The organism is Pseudomonas sp. MF09156 (assembly GCF_059862305.1).
Genome location: NZ_JCBCUR010000003.1, coordinates 456,859 through 470,707, shown reverse-complemented (window position 1 = coordinate 470,707; position 13,849 = coordinate 456,859). Strand labels below are relative to the sequence as shown.

The following is a 13,849-nucleotide window of genomic DNA, read 5'->3' as shown; positions in this document are numbered from 1 at the left end:
TTGTATACAATTAGCTAAGTTGCTGTTTTATCTAGGGAACTTAAGTCGTTTTTGCCGGTCTTTAGTTACTTCGCAACGGCCGCTTTTATACAAAAGCGGCCTTTTTTGTGCCCGTGAAGATCGTTCCCAGCCATGGAGACGATCAGGCAGTTCGGGCCATGATCAAACCCTTGTCGCTGGCCGCTTCCAGGCGAATCGCCACGAACTTGGAGGTAGGCGTATGGCTACCATCCCCGGTGCTTTCCAACGGCACCAGCGGGTTGACCTCCGGGTAATAGGCCGCTGCCTGCCCCGCCGGAATATCGAACGCCAGCAAGGTAAAACCCTTGACCCGGCGTTCACGGCCATCATCCCAGATCGACACGATATCGGCCTTCTGCCCCGGCTTGAAGCCCAGGCGGATGATGTCGGCTTCGTTGACGAACAGCACGTCGCGCTGGCCCTTGACCCCACGATAACGGTCATCCAGGCCGTAGATGGTGGTGTTGTACTGATCGTGGGAACGCATGGATTGCATGATCAGGTCGGGCAACTGGCCAGTGGCACGAGTGCGTTCATGCACCAAGTCCTTGGGCAGGATGTTGGCGCGGAAATTCGCCCGGCCTGACGGGGTATTCCAGCGGCGGGCGCCGGCGCTGTTGCCCAGGTAGAAACCGCCTGGGTGCTGCACACGCTCGTTGAAGTCCTTGAAGCCGGGGATGGTGTCGGCGATCAAGTCGCGGATGCGGCGGTAATCGGCCACCAGCCAGTTCCAGTCCACCGGCTTGCTACCCAGGGTGGCGGCGGCGATGCCGGCGAGAATGGCCGGTTCCGACTTCATCAGTTTCGACAGCGGCTGCAACTGGCCATTGGAGGCATGCACCATGCTGAACGAGTCTTCCACCGTTACCGCTTGCGGGCCATCGGCCTGGATATCGATGTCGGTGCGGCCCAGGCACGGCAGGATCAAGGCCTGCTTGCCGTGGGCCAGGTGGCTGCGATTGAGCTTGGTGCTGATCTGCACCGTCAGGTCGCAGTTGCTCAAGGCCTGGAAGGTGCGAGGGCTGTCGGGCGTCGCTTGGGCGAAGTTGCCACCCAGGCCGATAAACACCTTGGCGCGGCCTTCGAGCATGGCGTGGATCGCTTCGACCACGTTATGCCCGTTGTCCCGGGGTACCTTGAACTGGAAGCGACGCTCCAGAGCATCCAGGAAGGCCACGGGTGGCCGTTCGTTGATCCCCATGGTGCGGTCGCCCTGCACGTTACTGTGGCCACGCACCGGACACAGGCCGGCACCGGGGCGGCCAATGTTGCCGCGCAGCAGCATAAGGTTGGCGATTTCCTGGATGGTCGGCACCGAGTGCCGATGCTGGGTGATGCCCATCGCCCAGCACATGATCACGTTCTTGCCTTTGGCGTACATGCGCGCCGCTTGCTCGATCTCCACCAGGCTCAGGCCGGATTGCTCGACGATTTCATCCCAGGAGGTGTCGTCGATCTTGGCCAGGTAATCCAGCACATTGATCGTGTGTTCATTGAGGAAGTCGTGGTCGAACACTGTCTCCTTGCCTTCGGCCTGGGCCTGGCGCTCCCACAGCAGCAGGAACTTGGCCATGCCGCGCAGGATCGCCATGTCGCCCCCCAGCGCCGGGCGGAAATACGCGGTGTTGGTCGGCTTGTCGCCGTTGGTGAGCATTTCCAGCGGGTGCTGCGGGTGCTGGAAACGTTCCAGGCCACGCTCCTTGAGCGGGTTGATACACACCACCTGGGCGCCGCGCTTCACCGCTTCGCGCAGCGGTTCGAGCATGCGCGGGTGGTTGGTGCCGGGGTTCTGGCCCCAGACGAAAATCGCGTCGGCGTGCTCGAAATCATCAAACGTCACAGTGCCTTTGCCGACACCTACGCTTTGCGCCAGGGCCACGCCGCTGGCTTCGTGGCACATGTTCGAGCAGTCCGGGAAGTTGTTGGTGCCGTAGGCGCGCACGAACAACTGATACAGGTACGCCGCTTCATTGCTGGCCCGGCCCGAGGTGTAGAACTCGGCCATGTCCGGGCTTGGCAGGGCTCGCAGGTGCTGGCCGATCAGGTCGAAGGCCGACTCCCAACTGATGGGTTTGTAGCGGTCGGTCTGGGCGTCATAGCTCATCGGCTCGGTCAGGCGGCCCTGGTATTCCAGCCAATAGTCGCTCTGCTCCAGCAGTGCGCTGACACTGTGTTTGGCGAAGAACGCCGCATCTACCCGGCGCTTGGTGGCTTCCCAGTTGACCGCCTTGGCGCCGTTCTCGCAGAACTTGACCATGCCGCTTTCCGGCGAGTCACCCCAGGCGCAACCTGGGCAGTCGAAGCCGCCGTTCTGGTTAGTCTTGAGCATCATGCGGATATTTTTCAGCGCGTTATCGCTGGTCAGCCACGCCTGCGCCACGCTGATCAGCGCGCCCCAGCCGCCAGCCGGGCCTTTATAGGGCTTGTAGCGCGGGGTCGGGGTTTGGTCGGCTTGGTGATGATTGCTCATGGCTGGTACTCCATCGCAGGGCTGTAGACCCGCGGCGCGCTTTTTTGCGGCAGGTGGATGAGATTGAGGTTATGCCGGCGCGCCCATTGCAGGGCCAGGCCGGTGGGCGATGACAGGCTGACCAGGGTCTGGATGCCCGCGCGCAGGACTTTCTGGATCAATTCGAGACTGCAACGGCTGGTGACAATTGCCACGCCGCCTGCGGTCGGGATGCGCTGGCGGACCAGGGCGCCGATCAGTTTGTCGAGGGCGTTATGCCGGCCGATATCTTCGCGGCCCAGCAGCAGTTCGCCCTGGTTATCCATGAACACCGCCGCATGCACCGCGCCGCTGTACTGGCCCAGCGGCTGAAAGGCACTGATGCGCTGGCGTAAGCCCTCCAGCCAGGCAGCAGGCGGCAGCGGTGCGCCCGGCAGCACCTGAAGGTCCGGCAGCGCCTGCTCCAGGGCTTGCACGCCACACAGGCCGCAGCCGCTGGTGCCGGCCAGTTGCCGGCGCTGTTGCTTGAGGTTCCAGAAGGCGCGGCTGCAGATCTGCACCTGGGCGTACTGGGCCGAGCCTGCGCCGCTCAGTTGCAGGTCATAGATATCGCTGATGTCGCTGATGATGCCGCTGCCCAGGCTGAAGCCGACGATAAAGTCTTCAAGATCGGTGGGCGTCACCAGCATTACCGCCTGGTTGATGTCGTTATAGGCAATCGCCAACGCGACTTCCTCGGCCAGCGCGGTGCTGGCCGATTCCGTATGGTCGAGGTTGCAGTATTGATAACTCTGGCTGGCGGCAGGCGCGGGCGTTGTCAGGGCGGGCGCCGCGCATGCTGGGCGCTGGGCGTTCATCAAGTCTAGTCACCGGCGAAGTGTTCAGAGTGAAGACTAGGCGCGACAAAGGGTCGCGTCTAATCGTCAGTACTGATCTGCCGATAGATGACGTCGATCAAGGCTTTACCAGCGATTACTGATAAAGCGCGAAACACGCCTCGGCCAACGCCGAGCGCGGCGCGCTGCGGCGCATGATCAGCCCCAGCTTGGCCAGGGTTTGCGCGTTTTCGATGGGTTGCAGGCGCAGGTGTTCGGTCAGGGCGTCGAGGCCGCCATCCAGCGGCATCACCGCACAACACAGGCCGCCGTGCACGGCCTGCAGCAACTGATGGACGGCATCGGTTTGCAGCAGAGGTTGCGGCGTCAGGCCCCGGCTGTGGAAGTTATGGTCGATGGACTGGCGAAAGTGCATGCCACTGGTGAGCATGCCCAGGGGCAGTTCGATCAGCGCCTCCCAGCTCAGGGGCTTTTCGCCGAAGCTGAAGAACCGTTGGTCGTACAGCAGGCCCATGCGGGTTTCTTCCAGGGCCAGGGAGTCAAAGCGCTCGGCGTCCAGGCGCTCGAGGTAGGACACGCCCAGGTCCAGGCGATTGCTCGCCAGTTGTTCGAGGATCTGTTCGGAGCTCAACGCCGACAACTCAAAGCGCAGGCTGGGGTGTTGCTTGTGCAGTTGTTGCATCAAGGCCAGCGGATCAAAGCTCGACAGCGGCACCACGCCCAGGCGCAGTGTCCCCACCAGGTTGCCCCGGCAGGCGGCGGCTTCGGCCTGCAGGCCGTCGTAGGCTGCCAGCACCGTCCGCGCCCAGGCCAGCACCCGCTCGCCGGGGGCGGTAAAGCCCTCGAAACGCTGGCCGCGGTTGACCAGCGGCAGCTCTAGCTCTTCTTCCAGGCTGCGCAGGCGCATCGACAGGGTCGGCTGGGTAATGTGGCAGCGCGCGGCTGCCTGGCCGAAGTGACGGGTTTCGTCGAGGGCGATGAGGAATTTCAGCTGTTTGATGTCCATCTTCGCTCCGGGGCTCTTATTCCAATAGCGGGGGGATTCTAGCGCGTTTGCGTCATTGGTCGGGCTGGAACCAAGGTCTGTAAGACTGGTCTAGTCTTTGGCATCTGGAAACCTAATCCCAAGGAGAGCGCACTATGAGTCTTTTTAGCTTTATCAAAGAAGCCGGCGAGAAAATCGTTGATCTGTTGACGCCGGGTAATGCGAACGCGAGTGAACAGTTGAAGGATCATGTTGCCAAGGTCGGCCTGGGTAACCCGAATGTGCAGACCACGGTGGATGGCGACAAGGTGACGGTGACCGGTGAAGTCGCCACCCAGGAGGAGAAAGAGAAGATTCTGCTGGCGCTGGGCAATATTGCTGGCGTGGCTACCGTGGAAGATAAAATCACCGTGTCGGGCCCTGTTGTTGCGGCTGCCCGCTTTGTCGTGGTGAAAAAGGGCGACACTTTGAGCGCGATCGCCAAAATTGAGTACGGCGACGCCAACAAGTACAACAAAATCTTCGAGGCCAACAAGCCGCTGTTGTCGCACCCGGACAAAATCTACCCAGGGCAGACGCTGCGTATTCCTGAGTAATACCCAAGGCAACTAAATAATGTGGGAGCGGGCTTGCCCGCTCCCACAGGGGTGTTACATATAGTTTTAGAGCCCGACAATCAATTCCCGGTAATCCCCGACCGCATCGAACTCCGCCGTATCCTTGGGCCCTTTGCGGCTGTCCGGCTGTTTGACCGCCAGCAAATGCCCCACCCCGAAATCCCGCGCACTGCGCAGAATCGGCAAGGTGTCGTCGATAAACAGGCTGCGCGCCGGGTCAAAATCGATATCCGCTTGCAGGGCGTCCCAGAACTGCGGGTTTTCCTTGGCAAAGCCATAGTCGTGGGAGCTGATCAGCCGCTCGAAATACGGCGCCAGCTCAATGCGTTCCAGCTTCAGCGACAGCGAGTCGCGGTGGGCGTTGGTGATCAGGATCACGCGCTTGCCAGCCTGTTTGATTGCCGCCAGAAAGGTATCGGCGTCCGGTCGCAGGGCGATCAGGTGGGCGGTTTCCAGCTTGAGTTCGCGCACCGGGATCTGCAGTTCGGCGCTCCAGAAATCCAGGCAATACCATTGCAACTGGCCAGCGTTACGCTCGAACAGCGGCTGCAACTCCATCTCGGCCATGGCCTGGCTCACCCCGTGCAGTTCGGCATAGCGCCGGGGCAGGTGTTCCATCCAGAAGTGGTTGTCGAAATGCAGGTCGAGCAAGGTGCCGTCCATGTCCAGCAAGACGGTATCGATATCAGACCAGGGCAGTGGCGGCATGGTGGGCTCTCAAGCAGGTAAGTAAATACATCCGACACAGACAATCGGAAAAGCCACGGTATAGTAACCCGATCACGCCAAGGAGCCCTTTATGCGCCAGAAACCCACCGTCCTCGCCCGCGAAATTGTCGCCAGTAGTCGTTTGTTCCGCGTGGAGCAAGTGCAGTTGCGCTTTTCCAATGGCGTTGAACGGACCTACGAGCGCCTGGTGGGCCGGGGTGCAGGGTATGGCGCGGTGATGATCGTGGCGATGATCGACGCTGACCACGCGCTGCTGGTGGAGGAATACTGCGGTGGCACGGATGAGTATGAACTGTCCTTGCCCAAGGGCCTGATCGAACCGGGCGAAGATGTGCTGGCGGCGGCAGATCGTGAACTCAAGGAAGAAGCAGGCTACGGCGCACGGCAGTTGGAGCACTTGACCGAGCTGTCCCTGTCCCCCGGCTATATGAGCCAGAAAATCCAGGTGGTGCTGGCCACCGAGCTGTACGAAGAACGCCTGGAGGGCGACGAGCCCGAGCCGATGCGCGTGGACCGGGTCAACCTGCGCGAACTGGCGCAACTGGCGCAGAACCCGCAGTTCAGCGAAGGCCGTGCCCTCGCCGCGCTGTACCTGGTGCGGGACCTGCTGACCCAGCGCGGGGCCTACCAGCCATGAGCGAATTGTTCCTCGGCCACGCCTACATCGCCCCCGTGATTGAACTGGCTCGCCAGGCCGGCGAGGTCATCCTGCCGTATTGGCGCGCCGATGTGGCCGTGACAGCCAAGGCCGATGATTCGCCAGTCACCGCCGCCGACCTGGCCGCCCACCACCTGATTCTCGCCGGCCTCACCGCGCTGGACCCCAGCATCCCGGTGCTGTCGGAAGAAGATGCCGACATTGACCAGAGCGTGCGTGCCCGTTGGCAGCGCTGGTGGCTGGTGGACCCGCTGGATGGCACCAAGGAATTTATCAGCGGCAGTGAAGAATTCACCGTCAACATCGCCTTGATCGAACAGGGACGGGTGGTGTTCGGCGTGGTGTCGATGCCCACCAGTGGCCGCTGCTACTTCGGCGGCGCGGGCCTTGGGGCGTGGCGCTCCGACGTGAATGCCGCGCCCCGGCCGATCCAGGTGCGCCAGAAGCCAGTCGCAGGCGAAGCGTTCACCGTGGTCGCCAGCCGTCGCCATACCAGCCCCGAACAGGAGCGCTTGCTCGACGGGTTGAGCCAAGGGCTGGGGGAGTTGAAGCTGGCCAATATCGGCAGCTCGTTGAAGTTTTGCCTGTTGGCCGAAGGCAGCGCTGATTGCTATCCGCGCCTGGCGCCGACGTCGCAGTGGGACACCGCTGCGGCCCAGGGCGTGCTGGAAGGTGCGGGTGGCGAAGTGCTGGAGTTGAATGGCCAGCCGTTCAGCTACCCGGCGCGCGAGTCGCTGCTGAACCCGTTCTTCCTGGCCTTGCCGGCCAAGGCCGCCTGGCGCGAGCGTTTGCTGGCCCTGGCAAGGTCATAAACCGCCGCGATCAAAAATGTGGGAGCGGGCTTGCTCGCGAAAGCGGTGTATCAGCCAATACAAGTGCTGACTGATACACCGCTTTCGCGAGCAAGCCCGCTCCCACATAAGCCCTGTGCCCACATTGTTTATGTGTTGCAGGTTTAGCGGTGCAACACGTACTGCCCGGTAAACGCCACCGCCTGCTCTTCACTGCCCTCATTCACAATCCACGTCTGCAGGGCCAGCCGTGCCCGGCCATGGCGCCGGTAGGTCGCCAAAAACCGCTTCCACACCTTGTCCTCCGGCGCCTGGCAAATCGCGGTGGCGTCCTGGGTGACAGGCAGCGGATAGCTGATCTGCCCTTCCTGAATCACGATGTGCCCGTCTTCAATCCCTTCCTCGCGCAGTTGTAGGTGCAGCCAGCCCCAGCCGGCCAAGACCGCGCCGCAATACAGGCTGCCGCCAAACATAGTGCTCTTGTGGTTGATATTGGCCTGCAACGGTAAGTGCAGGCGCAATTGCCGGTCCTGCCAGTCGAGCACCTTGAGGCCCATCTCCCGGGTCAGGGGGATGTCATGGTGCAGAATGGATTCCAGGTAACGGCTATCGCGGCTCATGGTGGTCTCTTGGCTGGTGGAAAGGGTCACTCGTCATCGGTGTGAGCGTTGCCGCTGTCGGCAAAGTTCAGCCCATGCTTGCGCAACTTGTCATGCAGGGTCTTGCGCGGCACCCCGAGGGCTTCGGCCAGGCTACGCACGGAGCTGTGGGGGCGACCAAGCTCGGCGGCGATCAGGGCTTTTTCAAAGTGCTCGACTTGCTCGCTCAAGCCCCCGGTAGACATCGGCACACCCGGCGCCGGGCCGTCCGGTGTGCTGTCCAGGGCCAGTTCCAGGCCGAGGGCGAAGCGTTCGGCAACGTTTTGCAACTCCCGCACGTTGCCCGGCCAGTTATGGCGCAACAGCATTGCCCGTTGGCCAGGCTGCAACTCGTGCAGCGGCAGGCCGTGGCGGCTGCTGGCCTCGTCGGCGAAGTGCTGGAACAGCATCAAGGCATCTTCGCCCCGCTCGCGCAGGGGCGGAATGCGCAGCGGCGCAACGTTCAGGCGGTAGTACAAGTCTGCGCGAAAGCGGCCCTGGTCGGCGGACTGGCGCAGGTCTTCCTTGGTCGCGGCGATGATGCGGATATCCAGGGGGATCTGCTGATTGCCACCCAGGCGCTCGACCACGCGCTCCTGCAACAGGCGCAGCAACTTGACCTGTACATCCAGGCTCATGCTTTCGATTTCATCGAGGAACAACGTGCCGCCGTTGGCAAATTCGAACTTGCCGATCCGCCGCTTCTGCGCACCGGTAAAGGCCCCCGGTTCATGGCCGAACAGCTCGCTTTCGACCACGGACTCGGCCAGGGCGCCCGCGTTGATGGCGACAAACGGCCCGGTGCGACGGTTCGACAGGTCGTGCAGAGCGCGTGCCACCACTTCCTTGCCGGCGCCGGTTTCACCAAGGATCAGCACATCGGCGCGGGTCGCCGCCAGCGCGCCAATCTGCTCGCGCAGGCGCAGCATTGGCGCCGATTGCCCCACCAGGCGCGTGCTCAGTTGCTGGCGATCACTCAGGGCCAGGCGCAGGCTGCGGTTGTCCAGCACCAGCCGGCGCAGGGCCAGGGCGCGGCGCACTCTGTCGAGCAGGGCGTCGCTGGCGAAGGGCTTTTCGAGGAAGTCATAGGCGCCGGCGCGCATGGCCTGCACCGCCAGTGGCACATCGCCGTGGCCGGTGATCAGCAGCACCGGCAGCTCCGGGTCCTGGCTGTGAAGCTCAGTGAGCAGCTCCAGGCCGTCCATGCCGGGCATGCGGATGTCGCTGACCACCACCCCCGGCCAGTCCCGCGACAGGCGCGCCGTAAGGCCGGTGGCTTCGCCAAGGGGCAGGACTTTCAGCCCGGCCAGGTCCAGGGTCTGGCACAGGGCCTGACGCAGGTGTGGATCATCGTCGATCAACACCACCTGAATCTGGTTATCGATACTCATACACTGCGGTCCTCGGACGGTTGCAGACTGACGCCGGGGGCGCCGGCGCGCAGTTTCAAGGTTATCAGTGCGCCGCCTTCCTTGTGGTTGGCAAACAACAGTTCACCGCCAAAGGCGCGCATCAGGGTGTCACAGATGGCCAGGCCCAACCCCAGGCCCTGGGTGCGGGTCTTGGTGGTGTAGAAAGGCTCGCCGGCGCGACCCAGGGCTTCCATGCAGAACCCAGGCCCGTTGTCGCGGATGTACAGGTTGACGCCCTGCTCGGTGGATTCGGCACTCAGCCACAGTTTGCGCGGCGGGCCTTTTTCGGTCAGGGCGTCCAGGGCATTGGCCAACAGGTTGCCCAGTACCTGGCGCAGGCGGGTTTCGCCGGCCTCTACCCACAGGGATGCCTCTGGCAAGTCGCGGATCAGTTCCACTTCCATGGCCCGCCGGCGCTTGGCCAGCAATGCCAGCGCGTCGTCCAGGGCCGGTTGCAGGGCCACGCTTTCCGGGGCATGCCGGTCGCGGCGGGCAAAGGCGCGCAAGTGGGCGATGATCGAGGCCATGCGCCCGGTCAATTCGCTGATCAGCTTGAGGTTGCCGCGGGCGTCGTCGGTACGCTGGTGGTCGAGGAGAATCTCGGCGTTTTCTGCGTAACTGCGGATGGCGGCCAGGGGCTGGTTGAGTTCATGGCTGATACTCGCCGACATGGTGCCCAGCGCCGACAGCTTGCCCGCCTGCACCAGGTCATCCTGGGCGCGCACCAGTTCCTGCTGGGCATTTTCGCGCTCCAGCACTTCCTGGCGCAGGCGGCGGTTGAGGCCTTCGAGGTCGCTGGTCCGTTCGGCCACGCGCATTTCCAGCTCGCGCCGGGCCTTGGCTTCAAAGGCGATGCGTTCCAGGTAATGACGACGGCGCTGCATCATCAGGCCGAGCAGCAGCATCAGCACCAGCAAGGTCGCGCCGCCGACGGCGACCACTGTGCGCACCGGGCGGTCGATCAAGGTGCGCGGGGCAAGGATCTCCACATTCCAGCCGGTTTCGGCAATTTCGGTGGATTGGCGCAGCCAGGCACTGGAGCTGAAAACCAGCGGTTGCGGATCGCGGGTCGGATAGGGCTGGATCGCGATGATCGCCTGGCGCTCGGCCTCGGTCAGGGGCCGGGTCGCACGAAAACGCCATTGTGGGCGCGAGGTCAGGATCACCACGCCGTTGTGGTCGGTGACCAGCAATTGCTCGGGAGTCTGGCCCCAGAGGCTTTCGGTGTGGTCCAGGTCGACCTTGACCACCAGCACGCCGATCACATGTTCATCTTCACGCACCGCAGCGGCGAAGAAATACCCGCGCTTGGCCGAGGTGGTGCCCAGGCCGAAGAAGCGCCCCAGGCGCCCGGCCATGGCTTCGCTGAAATAAGGTCGAAAGGAAAAGTTGCGGCCGACGAAGCTGTCCTGTTTGTCCCAGTTCGAAGCGGCCAGGGTCTTGCCACGGGTGTCCATCAAGTACATCACTTCCACGCCCGCCTGGGCTGCCACCTCCTTGAGCAACTGGTTGGCCGCGACCAGGTTGGTACTGACGTGGGGCGCTGCCAGGGCGGTACGCAGGGCCGGCAAGTCGCCAAGGATCTGCGGCAGTACTTCGTAGCGATGCAGGGTGCCCAGCAGGTTGGCGACGTACAGGTCGAGGGTCTGGCGGTTCTGCCCGGCCAGTTCGCTGCGATAGTAGCGCTCGGCCAGATGCTCCAGCGGCCACAGCAACGGCGCCAGGCACAGTGCCAGCAAGGCCAGGCTGCGCCAGCGGGGTCTTCGTGGAAGAGGTGGAGTCATGTAGGTCTGCGCCTGAGGGTACAGGCGCATTATGCCTAGTGCTGCTGTGCAAGACACTCGCGCAATGCTTCGCGCCACTGCGGTTGGCCGACTTGCCATTGTTGTTGCAGGCGGCTGCAATCCAGGCGCGAGTTCAACGGACGCTTGGCGGGCGTTGGGTAGTCACTGGCGGGAATCCCTTCCAGCTCGGCGCACGCCTTGCCTTCGGCCAGCAGGTGCTCGCCAATGGCCTGGGCAAAGCCGAACCATGAGGTCTCGCCCTGGGCCGTCAGGTGATAGACACCCCAATCTGCGGCCTGGCCGGCCTGCCAGCGCTCGATCAGGGCACGGGTGCTGTTGGCGATGGTCCCGGCCCAGGTCGGCGCGCCGATCTGGTCGGCGACGATGCGCATCTGCGGCTTTTCCTGGAGTAGGCGCTGCATGGTCAGCAGGAAGTTCTTGCCGTGGCTCGAATACACCCAGCTGGTACGCAGGATCAGGTACTGACCGCCCACCGCCGCAATGGCCTGCTCGCCCGCCAGCTTGCTCTGGCCGTAGACACCCAAGGGGTTGGGCACATCGTCTTCGGTGTAGGGCGCGGGCTTGCTGCCGTCGAACACATAGTCGGTGGAGTAGTGGATCAACGGAATGCCCAGGGCCTTGGCTTCTTCGGCCAGGATGCCGGGCGCCGTGGCATTGATCGCGAAGGCCACATCGGGCTCGTTCTCGGCCTGGTCGACAGCGGTATGCGCCGCCGCGTTGATGATCAGCCCCGGGCGATGGCTGCGTACCTGTTGGCGGATCTGCTCGGGGTTGGCCAGGTCGAGCTGGTCGCGACCGAGCACGACCAGTTCACCCAGGCCCTGGAGCCGCTGTTGCAGTTCACGGGAAACCTGGCCGTGCTGGCCGGTGATGAGGATTTTCAACGGTGTCCCGCTCCCAGTCATTTGGTTTCCCCGGCGAGGGTGAACAGGTACTGGCCGTAGCCTGTCTTGCCAAAGTATTTGGCCCGCTTAAGCAAATGGTCGCGATCGATCCAACCGTTCTCGTAGGCGATTTCTTCGAGGCAAGCCACTTTCAGGCCCTGCCGATGCTCAATGGTCTGAACATAGATCGAGGCTTCCAGCAGGCTGTCATGGGTGCCGGTATCGAGCCAGGCAAAACCACGGCCGAAACGCTCGACATGCAGGTCGCCACGCTTGAGGTAGGCATTGTTGACGTCGGTGATTTCAAGTTCGCCGCGTGGCGATGGCTGGACGGCCTTGGCGATCTTGACCACATCGTTGTCATAGAAGTACAGGCCGGTCACGGCATAGCTGGACTTGGGCTTGGCGGGTTTTTCCTCGATGGAAAGGGCGCGGCCTTCACCATCGAAATCAATCACCCCGAAGCGCTCCGGATCCTTGACCCAGTAGCCGAACACTGTGGCGCCGGTTGGGCGTTTGGCAGCGGTGCGCAGTTGCTCGCTGAAGTGTTGGCCGTGGAAAATGTTGTCACCCAGGATCAGGCATACCGGGTCATTGCCGATGAACGCTTCGCCAATCAGGAAGGCTTGCGCCAAGCCGTCTGGCGAAGGCTGCTCTGCGTAGCTGATCTGCACGCCGAACTGGCTGCCGTCGCCCAGCAGGTTGCGGTATTGCGGCAAGTCCACGGGCGTGGAGATCACGAGGATCTCCTTGATTCCGGCGAGCATCAGCACGGAAATCGGGTAGTAGATCATCGGTTTGTCGTACACCGGCAGCAACTGCTTGGAAACCCCCAGGGTAATGGGGTGCAGGCGCGTCCCGGAGCCACCGGCCAGTACGATTCCCTTCATCATGCAATCAGGTCCTTCGCATCGGTGTTGCCGAGGCGCTCGCCCTGATAACTGCCGTCCTGGACCCGGCGGCACCATTGCAGGTTATCGAGGTACCACTGCACGGTCTTGCGCAGGCCGGTCTCGAAGGTTTCTTCCGGGACCCAACCCAGCTCGCGTTCGATCTTGCTGGCATCGATGGCGTAGCGCTGGTCATGGCCTGGGCGATCCTTGACGAAGGTGATCAGGTCGCTGAACTGGGCAACGCCGGCCGGACGCTGTGGCGCCAGCTCTTCGAGCAGCGCACAGATACCACGCACCACGTCGATGTTCTTCTGCTCGTTGTGCCCGCCGATGTTGTAGGTCTCGCCTACCACACCTTCGGTGACCACTTTGAGCAGCGCACGGGCGTGGTCTTCGACATACAGCCAGTCGCGCACTTGCAGGCCATCGCCATATACCGGCAGCGGCTTGCCTGCCAAGGCATTGAGGATCACCAGCGGGATCAATTTCTCGGGGAAGTGGAACGGCCCGTAGTTGTTCGAGCAGTTGGTCAGCAGTACCGGCAAGCCATAGGTACGCTGCCAGGCGCGGACCAGGTGGTCGGACGCCGCCTTGCTCGCGGAATAAGGCGAACTTGGCGCGTAAGGCGTGGTTTCGGTGAACAGGTCATCCACGCCATGCAGGTCGCCATACACTTCGTCGGTGGAGATGTGATGGAAGCGGAAGGCGCTCTTGGCCGGCTCTGCCAGCTGTTGCCAGTAGGCACGAGTGGCCTCAAGCAGGCTGTAGGTGCCGACGATGTTGGTCTGGATAAAGTCCGACGGGCCGTCGATGGAGCGGTCGACATGGGACTCGGCCGCCAGGTGCATGATGGCCTGGGGCTGGAAACGCGCCAGCACTGCGCTGACGGTGGCCTGGTCGATGATATCGGCCTGGACGAACTCATAGCGGGTGTTGGTCGCGATGCTGGTCAGCGACTCAAGATTGCCGGCGTAGGTCAGTTTGTCGAGGTTGAGAACTTCATGTTCAGTGTTTTGAATCAAATGGCGGATCAGTGCGGAACCGATAAAACCGGCGCCACCGGTAACAAGAATACGCATGTCGAGAGGCCTTTTCCTTAGACGGACATTGAGCGAATGGGGCATAGCTTGC

At 62.7% G+C, this 13,849-nt stretch carries 13 protein-coding genes; 3 read left to right on the top strand and 10 right to left on the bottom strand.

The genetic code is table 11. The features are described from left to right. Positions 1 to 142: 142 nt before the first annotated feature. The 3 genes from AC19YY_RS11175 to AC19YY_RS11165 all read right to left on the bottom strand — a co-directional run bounded on the left by AC19YY_RS11175 (position 143) and on the right by AC19YY_RS11165 (position 4,312). Positions 143 to 2,491 carry an FdhF/YdeP family oxidoreductase gene (locus AC19YY_RS11175; protein WP_432754887.1) on the bottom strand — a complete coding sequence of 783 codons (2,349 nt, stop codon included), beginning with the start codon at positions 2,489 to 2,491 and terminating at the stop codon, positions 143 to 145. Continuing rightward, a complete protein-coding gene (gene fdhD / locus AC19YY_RS11170) occupies positions 2,488 to 3,327 on the bottom strand; it encodes a formate dehydrogenase accessory sulfurtransferase FdhD (protein ID WP_170042344.1) in 840 nt (279 codons plus the stop codon). Before fdhD ends, AC19YY_RS11175 begins: the two co-directional genes overlap by 4 nt. A 115-nt stretch (positions 3,328 to 3,442) precedes the next feature. Further along, the gene (locus tag AC19YY_RS11165) at positions 3,443 to 4,312 is read right to left on the bottom strand and encodes a LysR family transcriptional regulator (protein ID WP_169953884.1); all 870 of its coding nucleotides are present in this window, start codon (positions 4,310 to 4,312) and stop codon (positions 3,443 to 3,445) included. A gap of 134 nt (positions 4,313 to 4,446) precedes the next feature. On the opposite strand from AC19YY_RS11165, the gene lysM reads away from it, so the two are divergent. Continuing rightward, complete coding sequence (gene lysM, locus AC19YY_RS11160; RefSeq protein ID WP_170042345.1) at positions 4,447 to 4,887, top strand: peptidoglycan-binding protein LysM; 441 nt, start codon at positions 4,447 to 4,449, stop codon at positions 4,885 to 4,887. A gap of 66 nt (positions 4,888 to 4,953) precedes the next feature. Here the strand turns inward: lysM and yrfG are convergent, their stop codons facing one another. After that, positions 4,954 to 5,616, bottom strand: coding sequence for a GMP/IMP nucleotidase (gene yrfG / locus AC19YY_RS11155; RefSeq protein ID WP_169953882.1), 663 nt, complete (start codon positions 5,614 to 5,616; stop codon positions 4,954 to 4,956). 91 nt (positions 5,617 to 5,707) lie between these two features. On the opposite strand from yrfG, the gene nudE reads away from it, so the two are divergent. After that, a complete protein-coding gene (nudE, locus tag AC19YY_RS11150; RefSeq protein ID WP_169953881.1) occupies positions 5,708 to 6,274 on the top strand; it encodes an ADP compounds hydrolase NudE in 567 nt (188 codons plus the stop codon). Next, positions 6,271 to 7,107 (top strand): 3'(2'),5'-bisphosphate nucleotidase CysQ, encoded by an 837-nt coding sequence (gene cysQ, locus AC19YY_RS11145; protein ID WP_170042348.1) that lies wholly within the window; start codon positions 6,271 to 6,273, stop codon positions 7,105 to 7,107. The genes nudE and cysQ overlap by 4 nt, the downstream gene beginning before the upstream one ends. Before the next feature lie 143 nt (positions 7,108 to 7,250). Here the strand turns inward: cysQ and AC19YY_RS11140 are convergent, their stop codons facing one another. Genes AC19YY_RS11140 through rfbB form a run of 6 tightly spaced genes read right to left on the bottom strand, consistent with a single transcriptional unit; the run spans position 7,251 to position 13,797 of the window. After that, a complete protein-coding gene (locus tag AC19YY_RS11140; RefSeq protein WP_169953879.1) occupies positions 7,251 to 7,706 on the bottom strand; it encodes a thioesterase domain-containing protein in 456 nt (151 codons plus the stop codon). Positions 7,707 to 7,732: 26 nt separating this feature from the next. Next, positions 7,733 to 9,115: a sigma-54-dependent transcriptional regulator gene (locus AC19YY_RS11135; protein ID WP_500604178.1), complete on the bottom strand. Its 1,383-nt coding sequence runs from the start codon at positions 9,113 to 9,115 to the stop codon at positions 7,733 to 7,735. Then, on the bottom strand, positions 9,112 to 10,920 hold the full coding sequence (locus tag AC19YY_RS11130) for a sensor histidine kinase (protein WP_169953877.1): 1,809 nt from the start codon (positions 10,918 to 10,920) through the stop codon (positions 9,112 to 9,114). Before AC19YY_RS11130 ends, AC19YY_RS11135 begins: the two co-directional genes overlap by 4 nt. Positions 10,921 to 10,955: 35 nt before the next feature. Then, positions 10,956 to 11,846, bottom strand: a complete 891-nt coding sequence (gene rfbD, locus AC19YY_RS11125) for a dTDP-4-dehydrorhamnose reductase (protein WP_169953876.1) — start codon at positions 11,844 to 11,846, stop codon at positions 10,956 to 10,958. Next, complete coding sequence (rfbA, locus tag AC19YY_RS11120) at positions 11,843 to 12,718, bottom strand: glucose-1-phosphate thymidylyltransferase RfbA (RefSeq protein WP_500604177.1); 876 nt, start codon at positions 12,716 to 12,718, stop codon at positions 11,843 to 11,845. Before rfbA ends, rfbD begins: the two co-directional genes overlap by 4 nt. Beyond that, positions 12,715 to 13,797 carry a dTDP-glucose 4,6-dehydratase gene (rfbB, locus tag AC19YY_RS11115; RefSeq protein ID WP_169953874.1) on the bottom strand — a complete coding sequence of 361 codons (1,083 nt, stop codon included), beginning with the start codon at positions 13,795 to 13,797 and terminating at the stop codon, positions 12,715 to 12,717. Before rfbB ends, rfbA begins: the two co-directional genes overlap by 4 nt. Between the last annotated feature and the right edge of the window lie 52 nt (positions 13,798 to 13,849).

What these genes read in the sequence shown, in the direction of transcription:
- AC19YY_RS11175 (WP_432754887.1), bottom strand. Translation starts at nt 2,491, where the DNA reads ATGAGCAATCATCACCAAGCCGACCAAACCCCGACCCCGCGCTACAAG.
- fdhD (WP_170042344.1), bottom strand. Translation starts at nt 3,327, where the DNA reads ATGAACGCCCAGCGCCCAGCATGCGCGGCGCCCGCCCTGACAACGCCC.
- AC19YY_RS11165 (WP_169953884.1), bottom strand. Translation starts at nt 4,312, where the DNA reads ATGGACATCAAACAGCTGAAATTCCTCATCGCCCTCGACGAAACCCGT.
- lysM (WP_170042345.1), top strand. Translation starts at nt 4,447, where the DNA reads ATGAGTCTTTTTAGCTTTATCAAAGAAGCCGGCGAGAAAATCGTTGAT.
- yrfG (WP_169953882.1), bottom strand. Translation starts at nt 5,616, where the DNA reads ATGCCGCCACTGCCCTGGTCTGATATCGATACCGTCTTGCTGGACATG.
- nudE (WP_169953881.1), top strand. Translation starts at nt 5,708, where the DNA reads ATGCGCCAGAAACCCACCGTCCTCGCCCGCGAAATTGTCGCCAGTAGT.
- cysQ (WP_170042348.1), top strand. Translation starts at nt 6,271, where the DNA reads ATGAGCGAATTGTTCCTCGGCCACGCCTACATCGCCCCCGTGATTGAA.
- AC19YY_RS11140 (WP_169953879.1), bottom strand. Translation starts at nt 7,706, where the DNA reads ATGAGCCGCGATAGCCGTTACCTGGAATCCATTCTGCACCATGACATC.
- AC19YY_RS11135 (WP_500604178.1), bottom strand. Translation starts at nt 9,115, where the DNA reads ATGAGTATCGATAACCAGATTCAGGTGGTGTTGATCGACGATGATCCA.
- AC19YY_RS11130 (WP_169953877.1), bottom strand. Translation starts at nt 10,920, where the DNA reads ATGACTCCACCTCTTCCACGAAGACCCCGCTGGCGCAGCCTGGCCTTG.
- rfbD (WP_169953876.1), bottom strand. Translation starts at nt 11,846, where the DNA reads ATGACTGGGAGCGGGACACCGTTGAAAATCCTCATCACCGGCCAGCAC.
- rfbA (WP_500604177.1), bottom strand. Translation starts at nt 12,718, where the DNA reads ATGATGAAGGGAATCGTACTGGCCGGTGGCTCCGGGACGCGCCTGCAC.
- rfbB (WP_169953874.1), bottom strand. Translation starts at nt 13,797, where the DNA reads ATGCGTATTCTTGTTACCGGTGGCGCCGGTTTTATCGGTTCCGCACTG.